Consider the following 11,506-nt stretch of genomic DNA (forward strand, 5'->3'; position numbering starts at 1 on the left):
TTTTGCCCTGTGACAGAGTGTCAGTGCAGATGAAGCTGCGCGAGTCAGATTTGTATTTACCAGGCATAACACTATGACCGCGACTGCTCAGCAGCTTGAATTCCTTAAAAACAGTATCAAAAGCATCCCGGATTACCCTAAGCCGGGCATTCTGTTTCGTGACGTGACCAGCCTGCTGGAAGATCCCACCGCGTTTGCACTCAGTATTGAACTGTTGGTTGAACGCTATCGTGACAAGGGGATCACCAAAGTGGTCGGCACTGAAGCCCGTGGCTTCCTGTTCGGCGCGCCGGTGGCGTTAGGTCTGGGTGTGGGCTTTGTTCCCGTGCGTAAGCCGGGCAAACTGCCCCGTAAAACTTTCGCCGAAAGCTATGAGCTGGAATACGGCACCGACCAGCTGGAACTGCATTGCGATGCCATCGGCCCTGGCGATACCGTGCTGATGGTCGACGATTTGCTGGCGACCGGTGGCACCATCGAAGCAACGGTGAAACTGATCCGCCGTGCCGGTGGCGAAGTGAAAGATGCCGCTTTCATTATCAATCTGTTCGACCTGAGCGGTGAAGCCCGCCTGAAGGCGATGGGGATCGACTCCTTCAGCCTCGTTAACTTCCCCGGGCACTGATCCCGCAACCTTCAGCCTCGCCGTAAAGGTGGGGCTGTGTTAGCATTACCCTCCGGTTCACTCAACACATCCCGCGAATTAATGAGCTATCAGGTACTGGCCCGCAAGTGGCGTCCACAAGCGTTTACTGATGTCGTCGGTCAGGAGCATGTCCTGACAGCGCTGGCTAATGGCCTGTCGCTCGGCCGCATCCATCACGCTTATCTGTTTTCCGGCACCCGAGGTGTGGGAAAGACCACTATTGCCCGCCTGTTGGCGAAAGGACTGAATTGCGAAACCGGCATTACGGCGACCCCGTGTGGTCAGTGTGATAACTGTCGTGAAATCGAACAGGGGCGTTTCGTTGATCTGATTGAGATTGATGCCGCCTCACGTACCAAAGTTGAAGACACGCGAGACCTGCTGGATAACGTCCAGTACGCCCCTGCGCGTGGCCGCTTCAAAGTTTACCTGATTGATGAAGTGCACATGCTTTCCCGTCACAGCTTCAATGCGCTGTTAAAGACGCTGGAAGAGCCGCCTGAGCACGTCAAATTCCTGCTGGCGACCACCGATCCGCAAAAGCTGCCGGTGACGATTCTGTCGCGCTGCCTGCAGTTCCATCTGAAAGCACTGGATGTCGAACAGATCCGCGGTCAGCTTCAGCATGTGCTGCAGGAAGAAAAAATTGAGGCTGAGCCGCGTTCGCTCCAGCTATTGGCCCGTGCGGCTGATGGCAGCATGCGTGATGCGCTGAGCCTGGCCGATCAGGCGATTGCCATGGGGCAGGGACAGGTCACCACCGTGACGGTCAACGCCATGCTCGGCACGCTGGATGATGAACAGCCGCTGGCGCTGATCGAAGCGCTGGTCAATGCAGAAGGCGAGCAGGTGATGTCGCTGCTGAATCAGGCGGCTTCCCGTGGCGTGGAGTGGGAAGCGCTGCTGGTTGAAATGCTGACCTTGCTGCACCGCGTGGCGATGATCCAGCTGCTGCCTTCGGCGCTGGGTGATGATTACGCCGCCGTTGAACAGCGCCTGCGTGAACTGGCCCGCGTGCTGCCACCGCCCGATGTGCAGCTCTATTATCAGACGCTGCTGGTGGGCCGCAAAGAGCTGCCGCTGGCACCGGATCGCCGCATGGGCGTGGAAATGACGCTGCTGCGTGCGCTGGCTTTTCACCCTAAACAGGTGATTGCGGAGCCGGTTGCGCGTCCGTCAATGATGCCGCAGGCCCAACCTGTGGCACCACAGGCGGCAACGCCAACGCCACCGGCGGCCACCACGCCTGCCCATACCGTGCAGGACGCGGAACCGCCGGGGAACATGCCCGATACGACAAACCAGCTGCTGCTGGCGCGAACACAGTTGATGCGCCAACAGGGAGCGACCAAACCAAAAAAGGATGAGCCGGCAGCGCAACGTGCGCGGCCGGCAAGTTCGGCACTGGAGCGGTTGGCTTCAGTTACCGAGCGCGGCCAGAAGCGGCAGCTTGCCGCTGAACCCGCCGCGCCGGTAAAAGAAGAGGCGTATCGCTGGAAGGCGCAGACGCAGGAAGACGCGATCCCCGAGCCGGTTGCCACGCCAAAAGCGTTGCGCACCGCACTGGAGCATGAGAAAACCCCGGAGCTGATGGCCAAACTGGCCGCAGAATCGCTGTTGCGGGACGCCTGGGCGGCAGAGATTGCGCAGTTGACGTTACCGAAGCTGGTGCAGCAAATGGCGCTGAACGCCTGGAAAGAGCAGACGGAGAGCGGCATTTGCCTGCACCTTCGCTCCAGCCAGCGCCACCTGAATTCCCCCTCAGCGCAGAAGGTGCTGACGGAAGCATTAAGTGCCGTCTCCGGTCAGCCGGTTGAACTGACACTGGTAGAAGATGATAATCCCGCGGTGTTAACGCCGCTGGAATGGCGTCAGGCGATTTACGAAGAGAAACTGGCGCAGGCGCGTCAGTCGATTATTGCGGATAATCATATTCAGACGCTGCGTCGGTTCTTCGATGCAGACGTGGATGAAGAGAGCATTCGCCCCCTTTGAAACGCTGCATTATCGCTTAGGCGGTATGCGGCCCGATCTGAGAGAGAAAAACTATGTTTGGAAAAGGCGGACTGGGTAACCTGATGAAACAGGCCCAGCAAATGCAAGACAAGATGGGCCAGGTTCAGGAAGAGATCGCGGCAATGGAAGTCACCGGTGAATCAGGCGCAGGCCTGGTGAAAGTCACCATCAACGGTGCACATAACTGCCGTCGCGTTGAAGTCGATCCAAGCCTGTTCGACGATGACAAAGACATGCTGGAAGATCTGGTTGCTGCAGCCTTCAACGATGCGGCACGTCGCATTGCGGAAGTGCAGAAAGAGAAAATGGCCGGTGTGTCTAACGGTATGCAGTTGCCACCTGGCTTCAAGATGCCGTTCTGATGCAGACCAGCCCGCTCCTTGAAAGTTTGATGGAGTCGCTGCGCTGCCTGCCAGGCGTTGGGCCGAAATCGGCCCAGCGTATGGCTTTTCAGCTTTTGCAGCGCGATCGCAGTGGCGGTATGCGTCTGGCTCAGGCGTTGACGCGTGCGATGTCTGAAATTGGTCATTGTTCCGACTGCCGGACCTTTACCGAGCAGGAAATCTGCACCATCTGCGCTAATCCACGTCGTCAGCAAAATGGTCTGATTTGCATCGTGGAAAGCCCGGCCGATATTCATGCCATTGAGCAGACCGGGCAATTTGCCGGCCGCTACTTTGTGCTGATGGGCCACCTTTCACCGCTCGATGGCATTGGTCCCAATGACATTGGTCTGGATCGGCTGGAGCAACGGCTGGAAAAAGAGTCTATTCAGGAAGTTATCCTCGCCACCAACCCCACGGTGGAAGGGGAGGCAACCGCCAACTACATCGCTGAAATGTGCGGGCAGTATGGCGTTGACGCCAGCCGCATCGCCCACGGCGTGCCGGTCGGTGGTGAGCTGGAAATGGTCGATGGCACCACGCTGTCGCACTCTCTGGCCGGACGCCACAAGATTAGATTCTAACCATTCAACGGCACGATCCGTCGTGCCTGCTTGAAATCCTGTTGTTTGCCCCCACTCTACTTCTCAACGTATATCCATCCGTATTAGTTGAGGTAGCAATGACCATGAAAGGACAAGAGACGCGTGGCTTCCAGTCAGAGGTAAAACAGCTTCTGCACCTGATGATCCATTCCCTCTATTCAAACAAAGAAATCTTCCTGCGCGAGCTGATCTCCAACGCATCTGATGCCGCTGACAAGCTGCGTTTCCGCGCGCTTTCCACGCCGGATCTCTATCAGGGCGAGGGCGACTTGCGCGTACGGGTTTCCGTTGATAAGGACAACCGCACGCTGACGCTGAGCGATAACGGCATCGGTATGACGCGTGACGAAGTCATTGAAAACCTGGGCACCATTGCCAAATCAGGCACCAAATCTTTCCTTGAATCGATGGGTTCCGACCAGGCGAAAGACAGCCAGCTGATCGGTCAGTTCGGTGTCGGTTTCTACTCGGCATTTATCGTGGCGGACAAGGTCACCGTGCGCACGCGTGCGGCTGGCGCAACGGCTGACGAGGGCGTGTTCTGGGAATCTGCTGGTGAGGGCGAATACACCCTGGCCGACATCACTAAAGAAGACCGTGGCACGGAAATCACCCTGCATCTGCGTGAAGGTGAAGACGAGTTCCTTGATGCCTGGCGTGTGCGCAGCATCATCAGCAAATATTCTGACCACATCGCGTTGCCGGTAGAAATCGAAAGCCACAACGAAGAAGACGACACCACTAGTTGGGAAAAGATCAACAAAGCCCAGGCGCTGTGGACGCGTAACAAGTCGGAAGTCAGCGAAGACGAATACAAAGAGTTCTACAAGCACGTTTCTCATGACTACGCCGATCCCCTGACTTGGAGCCACAACCGCGTGGAAGGGAAGCAGGAATATACCAGCCTGCTGTATATCCCAACCCAGGCGCCGTTTGATATGTGGAATCGCGACCACAAGCACGGCCTGAAACTGTACGTGCAGCGCGTATTCATCATGGATGACGCCGAGCAGTTTATGCCGAACTATCTGCGCTTTGTGCGCGGCCTGATAGATTCCAGCGATCTGCCGCTGAACGTCTCCCGTGAGATCCTGCAGGACAGCCGCATTACCCAAAACCTGCGCAACGCGCTGAGCAAGCGTGCGCTGCAGATGCTGGAGAAAGTGGCGAAGGACGACGAAGAGAAATATCAGCAGTTCTGGCAGCAATTCGGTCTGGTGTTGAAAGAAGGCCCGGCTGAAGACAGCGCCAATGGCGAAACCATCGCTAAACTGCTGCGTTTCGCCAGCACCAGCAGTGAAGGTTCTGCGCAGAAGGTGTCGCTGGAAGATTACGTCAGCCGCATGGTCGAAGGTCAGGACAAGATTTACTACATCACGGCCGACAGCTATGCCGCCGCGAAGAGCAGCCCGCACCTGGAGCTGTTCCGCAAAAAAGGTATCGAAGTGCTGTTGCTCTCCGATCGTATCGATGAGTGGATGATGAGCTACCTCACCGAGTTCGATGGCAAACAGTTCCAGTCCGTCAGCAAAGACGATCAGGATCTGAGCAAGCTGGCCGACGAAGAGAGCGAAGAGCAGAAAGAAGCCGAAAAGGCGCTAGAGCCGTTTGTTGAGCGCGTGAAAACGCTGCTGGGCGATCGCGTGAAGGAAGTGCGTCTGACGCACCGTCTGACCGACACGCCGGCTATCGTCACCACTGAAGCCAACGACATGAGCACCCAGATGGCGAAGCTGTTTGCCGCTGCGGGCCAGGCCGTGCCGGAAGTGAAGTATCTGTTTGAGCTGAACCCGGACCATGCGCTGGTGAAACGCACGGCGGAGACGCAGGACGATACGCACTTTGCGGAGTGGGTTGAGCTGCTGCTCGATCAGGCGATGCTGGCTGAACGCGGCACGCTGGAAGATCCCAACCAGTTTATCCGCCGCATGAACCAGCTGCTGCTGGCGTAAGGCATTCTACCGACACTGTCATCACCAGGGGGCGAAGCGATTCGCCCCTTTTTCTTTTCTGCCGTTCTATCCCACCATGGCCGCTTCTTCTAACAGCCAGCGGCGAAACAGTTCGATCTCCCGCTCTTCCTTGCGTGACGCCTTAACCATCATCCAGGTTGCCCTGTCGACCTCGGCAAAGCCCAGCGGCGCGATCAGCGATCCCTCACGGATCTCTTTTTTCACCAGGATCTGCGGCGTCATAATAATCCCCAACCCATTGCGGGCTGCCTGGATCGCCAGCGTCAGATTATCAAAGTGCTTTCCTGCCCAGAAATCGCCCCGTGCGCCGGTTTTCTTCGCCCATTCAGCCCAGGCATGCAGCTTGGTATCCGCGTGCAGCAGCGGCAGGGTGGAGAAGTCCGTTTCATAGGTAAAGCGGTTGCTGAACGAGGGCGCGCAGACCGGGCCGATATAATCGACGGTGATAAGCGTGGCGGCAATATCGTCCTGCACCAGCTGTTCATGGCTGAGGATCAGCAGGTCGGACTGTTCGTTGCGCACCCGCTCAATATCCACATGGGTCTGGAACGTCAGCGCAATATCTTTGTGGCGCTCGGTAAACCGGCTGATCCTTGGGATCAGCCACTGCGCGAGAAAGCTGGGTGCGCAGGAGACGGTCAGGCTGTTCAGGTTTCTGGCGCGGATCTTCTCACAGGTGGTTTCGATCTCACGGAAGGTGTGCATACAGCAAACTTTCAGCCGCTCGCCGTCAGAGGTCAGCTGTACCCGACCATTCGCCCGCAAAAACAACGGCTTCCCTAACCACTCTTCCAGCAGTTTTATCTGATGGCTGACCGCACTGTGGGTCACGCTCAGCGACTGCGCCGCCAGACTGAAATTCTGATGCAGTGCGGCCTGATGAAAATAGCGCAGGGCGCGCAGTGAGGGGAGTCCTGACATAAGAGTGCTCTGTGAGAAAAACTAACAGCAAGTGTCTGTTTATATCATTTTAAAGTCCAGTCGGTTTTACCTAATCTGATTTCGCAGACAGGGAGGTCTGCCCGAAAACAAAGCTGCAGGCTGTTAACTGCAGCGCATGAGGCGGCCATCTCTCCCCGGATTAACCCACGATTACATACAACAGCGACGTGAAGGAAAGGAAAATGACAACACAGCATTCCGTAAAAACACAGCTTGTAATGTTTACCGGTGGACGTGATAGCACACTGGCAGCGTGTTATCTGATGTTACAGGGTATCCCTGTGCATCTTTGGTCAGGAAACAGTGGAGGTTCACTGCATCGTGGCATTTTATCGCACCGGGTTGATGAGCTAAAAAACCGCTTTGGCGATTTAGTGGTTGACCATACGGTGGCGGATATCAGCGGGGCATTCCGCTCCATCGCCATTGAACACCTGGAAGACGATATCCTCAAATACCGGAAAAACCTGGTGTTATTGGGCGAGAAACTGGCAATCCATGCCCATCTGGTGGATTTCTGTCGACGTAACGACATCAACACCATTAACGATGGCATCACCCATTATCAGATGGAGTTCCCGGAGCAGCGGCAGGTGGCTAAATCGTTCCTGATGGAGATGATGGCGCAGTTTGATATCAACTATCAGTCACCGATCTATGAATTCGCACAGTCAGCGGAAGACGTGAAATATCGCCTGCTGCAGCTCGGGATTTCCACCAAATCGCTGGAAGGCATCAGCATCTTTGCTGACAGCTTCTCCACCCCAAGCGATGAAGTGATCCTCGCTTATCTGAAAGACAAAACCCCGCTGGCCCTCAACATTGTGCGTTTCCTGTCAGGCGAAACCCTGACCACCCAGCTGCTGGGTAAAACGACCAGTGCCGCTGCCTGATACGGTCTCTTTATGCGACGTAACCTTCGGGTTACGTCCTTTTTCGGAGCCTGATATGAAAATTATCGTGAAATGTGCGGCCATTATCATCTGGCAGCGTTCCTTGTTGCTGACCCGCAAGCGGGGGACCAGCACCTTTATCTCGCCTGGCGGCAAGCCGCTGGCTGGGGAAGATCATCTGGCCTGCCTGAAGCGCGAACTGCAGGAAGAGCTGGGTGTGCAGGTGAAAGCGTTCCGGCCTTTTGGCCTGTTTCACGGCCTGGCGGAGTTTGAGGCCACCGCCATTGAGAACCATGTTTATCACGTGGAGATCGCCGGCCAGCCGCGCGCCGGATCGGAAATTGAAGAAATTGCCTGGGTTAACTACCGCAGGCCACCTTGTGAAATCGCGGTGGGTTCGATCTTCCGCGATAACGTTATGCCACTGCTTTATCAGCAAGAGTTGATTAACTAATGGATGCATCCTCCTTATCACCCCATTTACAGACGGTTCACGGCGAGCAATTTTTTAAGCGAGCGCGTATGCAACGAGATGAATTAAGGGAAGAGCTTTCCCGCCTGTATAAGCTACAGGAGTACGATATTTTCTTCGTCCAGTCCGTGCGGGTTGGGCTGGTGATCCTGTCGCACCTGTTCCATAAGCAGGAAACCACGCTGTGCCTGGCAAAGCATGCGCATTACCAGCCGGTGAGCGAACTGTTCCATCATCCGGCGTCGCAATTTACCGGGCCGGGCAACGTGCCGATCATCACGCACGTCAATCCTTACACCGGCGCGGTAAACAGCCTTGACGACAGTAAAGGCAAAGGCGTGGTGGATGCCTCCCACAGTTTCGCCACTAACCTGCACAGCGAGCTGATTGAAAAGAGTTCGATTTTTGTCGCGCCGATGCACAAACATGCTTCGCTGACCGTTGGTCTGGCGATCATAGCCCTGCGCCCGGAGCATTTCAGTACGCTGATGCGCAGCGAACTGCGTCTGTTTGAGGAATCTACCGCCTCAGCAAAACCGCTGGAAGAAGCGATCGGCAATATTCGCAGCGCCAACTGGCAGCCGTATAACGTGGCGAAAGTGATGAAGATAGCGCTGAAGGACATCGCCGGGATGGATTTCACCTCGATTAGCCATCCGGCGTTGCCGTTTGCTTGCTTTAACGTGCCGCCGTTAAGCGACGCGCTGCAAAAGCAGGTGAAAGCCGCCGGTGCCAGTTACTTTGCCCACTCGAAAACCCTGCGGCTTTCGTGCTGGGAAAGGGGAGACGGCAAAAAGGCCGTCGATATGAGCCGCCAGGTCGCACGGGATCTGACTCAGCTTTGGGAGCAACCCTGAATGAAACAGACTCTGCCGCTGAACGGCAATATGATCGGCATCCTGGGCGGGATTATCCTCAGCACCGACTCGGTGTTTATCCGCCTGATGAATATCGAAGACTCATGGACGATTGTCGCGCTGCGTGGCGTTTTTATGTGGGGGATCTGTCTGCTGGTGTGGGCGCTGTGGGGGAAAAGTCGCAGCACGCTCGGCCAGCCCTGGTTAACCAAAGATAACGTCTTATCAACGCTGTTTTTCTGTATCTCGTCAGCCTGCTTCGTTAATGCGCTGAACCGGGGAAATGTGGCGACGGTGCTGGTGATTATCTCCTCGACGCCGTTTATTTCCGCGTTGATCTGTCGGCTGTTCTTTAAGATCAAAAGCGATCGTAGCGTAATGATCGCCGCACTAGCGGGCATTGTCGGGGTGATCATCGTGATGTCTGGCCGTGCGGCAGGCGATCACGCCATCGCCAACGTCTACGCGCTGGCTACGGCGGTGTCGATGGCGCTGGCCTTTATCTTCACGTCGCGGGTGAAAGGCGGCACGGTGGGACTGCCGTCTCTCGGTGGCTTACTGGCGTCATTGCTGATTGCACTTTGGATGGGCCCGGAACTGAGTGCTAGTCTGAAAACGCTGACTTTTGCGCAATATGGCTGGTCGCTGGCCGAAGGCGCGCTGATCATGCCGTTGGCTATGGGTTTGATCACCTTATCCACCCGATATGTTTCCCCGGCAAATGCCGGACTGTTCCTGCTGCTGGAAACGGCGCTGGCGCCGTTATGGATGGCGGTATTCCTCGGGGAAATGCCGACAATTCAGGCAGTTGTTGGTGGCGCCGTGATCGTGACGGCGGTGATTTCGCAAACTATCTGGGCGCGTCGTCATGTTGCGGATGCCCGTTACGCGGACGCAGGTTAGACGCTGCGTTCCTTGTGGATAAAGGGCCATAATGGTATGGTTCCAGGCTTGGATAAATAGATCATTTAAGCGATTCGCAAGGGGATTTACGCAATGCGTATTATTCTGCTCGGTGCACCGGGTGCAGGTAAGGGGACTCAGGCTCAGTTCATTATGGAGAAATACGGTATTCCGCAAATCTCCACGGGTGACATGTTGCGTGCAGCAGTGAAAGCAGGCAGCGAACTGGGTAAACAAGCCAAAGAGATCATGGACGCCGGTAAACTGGTCACCGACGAACTGGTTATTGCGCTGGTCAAAGAGCGTATCGCTCAGGAAGACTGCCGCAACGGTTTCCTGTTAGACGGCTTCCCTCGCACCATTCCTCAGGCTGATGCCATGAAGGACGCGGGTATCATAGTCGACAACGTGCTGGAATTTGCTGTACCAGACGAACTGATTGTTGAACGCATTGTGGGTCGTCGCGTTCATGCGCCTTCTGGCCGCGTTTATCACGTCAACTTCAATCCACCAAAAGTGGAAGGCAAAGATGACGTGACCGGCGAAGAGCTGACCACGCGTAAAGACGATCAGGAAGAGACCGTGCGTAAGCGTCTGGTCGAATACCATCAGATGACCGCTCCGCTGATTGCTTACTACAGCAAAGAAGCCGCAGAAGGCCACACCGCGTATCACAAAATCGACGGCACCCGTAAAGTGTCTGAAGTCAGCGCAGAGCTGGCTAAAATCCTCGGTTAATTTCTCAGGGGCCAGGCCTTGTCTGGCTCCTACTACAGCAATTGGTTTTCCCCCCGCCATTTTCCGCTAGAATAAGTCTCGTTTACATCACCCAAGATGCCCAGATAAGGAATAATAATGCGGCAAGATAAACCCGGCGTGCTGTTGGTGAACTTAGGCACACCTGATGCACCCACCACGCCTGCTGTAAAACGCTACCTGAAACAATTCCTCAGCGATCCGCGCGTGGTCGATACGCCGCGTTGGTTGTGGTGGCCGATCCTTAACGGTGCGATCCTGCCGATCCGCTCTCCGCGCGTCTCCAAACTGTATGCCTCGGTATGGATGGACGAAGGCTCCCCACTGATGGTTTACAGCAAGCGGCAGCGTGCTGCGCTGGCAGCCCGACTGGATATGCCGGTTGAACTGGGCATGAGTTACGGCAACCCCAGCCTGAAAAGCGCGCTGGACAGCCTGATGGCGCAGGGCATTAACCGCCTGATCGTCCTGCCGCTCTATCCACAGTTCTCCTGTTCAACCGTTGCCGCGGTTTGGGATGGCATTACCAGCGTCTTCGCTGGTTATCGCAGCTTGCCATCCGTGGACTTTATTCGCGATTATGCCGAACATCCGGCCTATATTGCGGCGCTGAAAGCCTCCGTTGAGCGCTCTTTTGCCACCCACGGCAAACCCGATCTGCTGGTGATGTCTTTCCATGGTATTCCGCAGCGCTTTGCCGATGAAGGCGATGACTACCCTAAACGTTGCCGTGACACCTATGATGCGCTGACCGCCTCGCTGGGTCTGACCGATCAGAATGCGATGCTCACCTTCCAGTCCCGCTTTGGCCGTGAACCCTGGCTGATGCCTTACACCGATGAGACGATGAAGTCGCTGCCGGCAAAAGGCATTAAGCATGTACAGATCATGAGTCCGGGCTTCTCTTCAGACTGCCTTGAGACGCTGGAAGAGATCAGCGAGGAGAACAAGGAGTTCTTTAGCCACGCGGGCGGCACTAAATTTGAATACATTCCAGCCCTGAACGATGATGAATTGCATATCGATATGATGGTTGAGTTGGTCAACGGGCGGAGATAGC

General features: G+C 55.8%; 12 protein-coding genes and 1 other annotated feature. Of the genes, 11 read left to right on the plus strand and 1 reads right to left on the minus strand.

Annotation, left to right across the window (positions count from 1 at the left end; genetic code table 11):
- Nucleotides 1-73: 73 nt before the first annotated feature.
- The 5 genes from apt to htpG all read left to right on the plus strand — a co-directional run bounded on the left by apt (nucleotide 74) and on the right by htpG (nucleotide 5,602).
- Nucleotides 74-625 carry an adenine phosphoribosyltransferase gene (gene apt, locus E2F51_RS12660; RefSeq protein ID WP_013201071.1) on the plus strand — a complete coding sequence of 184 codons (552 nt, stop codon included), beginning with the start codon at nucleotides 74-76 and terminating at the stop codon, nucleotides 623-625.
- Nucleotides 626-706: 81 nt separating this feature from the next.
- The gene (dnaX, locus tag E2F51_RS12665) at nucleotides 707-2,641 is read left to right on the plus strand and encodes a DNA polymerase III subunit gamma/tau (RefSeq protein WP_134824866.1); all 1,935 of its coding nucleotides are present in this window, start codon (nucleotides 707-709) and stop codon (nucleotides 2,639-2,641) included.
- Nucleotides 1,983-2,044 (plus strand) — a sequence feature (DnaX frameshifting element). Its footprint overlaps the gene before it by 62 nt.
- Before the next feature lie 53 nt (nucleotides 2,642-2,694).
- Nucleotides 2,695-3,024 carry a YbaB/EbfC family nucleoid-associated protein gene (locus E2F51_RS12670; protein WP_013201073.1) on the plus strand — a complete coding sequence of 110 codons (330 nt, stop codon included), beginning with the start codon at nucleotides 2,695-2,697 and terminating at the stop codon, nucleotides 3,022-3,024.
- Nucleotides 3,024-3,629, plus strand: coding sequence for a recombination mediator RecR (gene recR, locus E2F51_RS12675; RefSeq protein ID WP_013201074.1), 606 nt, complete (start codon nucleotides 3,024-3,026; stop codon nucleotides 3,627-3,629). The genes E2F51_RS12670 and recR overlap by 1 nt, the downstream gene beginning before the upstream one ends.
- Before the next feature lie 98 nt (nucleotides 3,630-3,727).
- A complete protein-coding gene (gene htpG / locus E2F51_RS12680) occupies nucleotides 3,728-5,602 on the plus strand; it encodes a molecular chaperone HtpG (protein WP_134823605.1) in 1,875 nt (624 codons plus the stop codon).
- Between the two features lie 66 nt (nucleotides 5,603-5,668).
- Here htpG and E2F51_RS12685 read toward each other — a convergent pair whose 3' ends face one another.
- The gene (locus tag E2F51_RS12685; RefSeq protein WP_013201076.1) at nucleotides 5,669-6,544 is read right to left on the minus strand and encodes a LysR substrate-binding domain-containing protein; all 876 of its coding nucleotides are present in this window, start codon (nucleotides 6,542-6,544) and stop codon (nucleotides 5,669-5,671) included.
- A 203-nt stretch (nucleotides 6,545-6,747) separates the two neighbouring features.
- Between E2F51_RS12685 and E2F51_RS12690 the strand changes: the two genes are divergently transcribed.
- The 6 genes from E2F51_RS12690 (at nucleotide 6,748) to hemH (ending at nucleotide 11,505) form a co-directional block, all read left to right on the plus strand.
- Nucleotides 6,748-7,458, plus strand: coding sequence for a hypothetical protein (locus E2F51_RS12690; protein ID WP_134823606.1), 711 nt, complete (start codon nucleotides 6,748-6,750; stop codon nucleotides 7,456-7,458).
- A 55-nt stretch (nucleotides 7,459-7,513) separates the two neighbouring features.
- The gene (locus tag E2F51_RS12695) at nucleotides 7,514-7,912 is read left to right on the plus strand and encodes an NUDIX domain-containing protein (RefSeq protein WP_013201078.1); all 399 of its coding nucleotides are present in this window, start codon (nucleotides 7,514-7,516) and stop codon (nucleotides 7,910-7,912) included.
- The gene (locus E2F51_RS12700) at nucleotides 7,912-8,787 is read left to right on the plus strand and encodes a DUF6024 family protein (RefSeq protein WP_134823607.1); all 876 of its coding nucleotides are present in this window, start codon (nucleotides 7,912-7,914) and stop codon (nucleotides 8,785-8,787) included. The genes E2F51_RS12695 and E2F51_RS12700 overlap by 1 nt, the downstream gene beginning before the upstream one ends.
- The gene (locus E2F51_RS12705) at nucleotides 8,788-9,690 is read left to right on the plus strand and encodes a DMT family transporter (protein ID WP_105759608.1); all 903 of its coding nucleotides are present in this window, start codon (nucleotides 8,788-8,790) and stop codon (nucleotides 9,688-9,690) included.
- A 93-nt stretch (nucleotides 9,691-9,783) separates the two neighbouring features.
- Nucleotides 9,784-10,428 carry an adenylate kinase gene (gene adk / locus E2F51_RS12710; RefSeq protein WP_134823608.1) on the plus strand — a complete coding sequence of 215 codons (645 nt, stop codon included), beginning with the start codon at nucleotides 9,784-9,786 and terminating at the stop codon, nucleotides 10,426-10,428.
- 117 nt (nucleotides 10,429-10,545) lie between these two features.
- Nucleotides 10,546-11,505 carry a ferrochelatase gene (gene hemH / locus E2F51_RS12715; protein ID WP_134823609.1) on the plus strand — a complete coding sequence of 320 codons (960 nt, stop codon included), beginning with the start codon at nucleotides 10,546-10,548 and terminating at the stop codon, nucleotides 11,503-11,505.
- Nucleotide 11,506: the final 1 nt, after the last annotated feature.

This window comes from Erwinia sp. QL-Z3 (genome assembly GCF_004551645.1).
GTDB lineage: Bacteria > Pseudomonadota > Gammaproteobacteria > Enterobacterales > Enterobacteriaceae > Erwinia > Erwinia billingiae.

Bases quoted from the DNA above. Each gene is read 5' to 3' on its own strand.
- recR (WP_013201074.1), top strand. From the start codon at position 3,024: ATGCAGACCAGCCCGCTCCTTGAAAGTTTGATGGAGTCGCTGCGCTGC.
- E2F51_RS12690 (WP_134823606.1), top strand. From the start codon at position 6,748: ATGACAACACAGCATTCCGTAAAAACACAGCTTGTAATGTTTACCGGT.
- E2F51_RS12705 (WP_105759608.1), top strand. From the start codon at position 8,788: ATGAAACAGACTCTGCCGCTGAACGGCAATATGATCGGCATCCTGGGC.
- apt (WP_013201071.1), top strand. From the start codon at position 74: ATGACCGCGACTGCTCAGCAGCTTGAATTCCTTAAAAACAGTATCAAA.
- htpG (WP_134823605.1), top strand. From the start codon at position 3,728: ATGACCATGAAAGGACAAGAGACGCGTGGCTTCCAGTCAGAGGTAAAA.
- E2F51_RS12685 (WP_013201076.1), bottom strand. From the start codon at position 6,544: ATGTCAGGACTCCCCTCACTGCGCGCCCTGCGCTATTTTCATCAGGCC.
- E2F51_RS12670 (WP_013201073.1), top strand. From the start codon at position 2,695: ATGTTTGGAAAAGGCGGACTGGGTAACCTGATGAAACAGGCCCAGCAA.
- dnaX (WP_134824866.1), top strand. From the start codon at position 707: ATGAGCTATCAGGTACTGGCCCGCAAGTGGCGTCCACAAGCGTTTACT.
- E2F51_RS12695 (WP_013201078.1), top strand. From the start codon at position 7,514: ATGAAAATTATCGTGAAATGTGCGGCCATTATCATCTGGCAGCGTTCC.
- hemH (WP_134823609.1), top strand. From the start codon at position 10,546: ATGCGGCAAGATAAACCCGGCGTGCTGTTGGTGAACTTAGGCACACCT.
- adk (WP_134823608.1), top strand. From the start codon at position 9,784: ATGCGTATTATTCTGCTCGGTGCACCGGGTGCAGGTAAGGGGACTCAG.
- E2F51_RS12700 (WP_134823607.1), top strand. From the start codon at position 7,912: ATGGATGCATCCTCCTTATCACCCCATTTACAGACGGTTCACGGCGAG.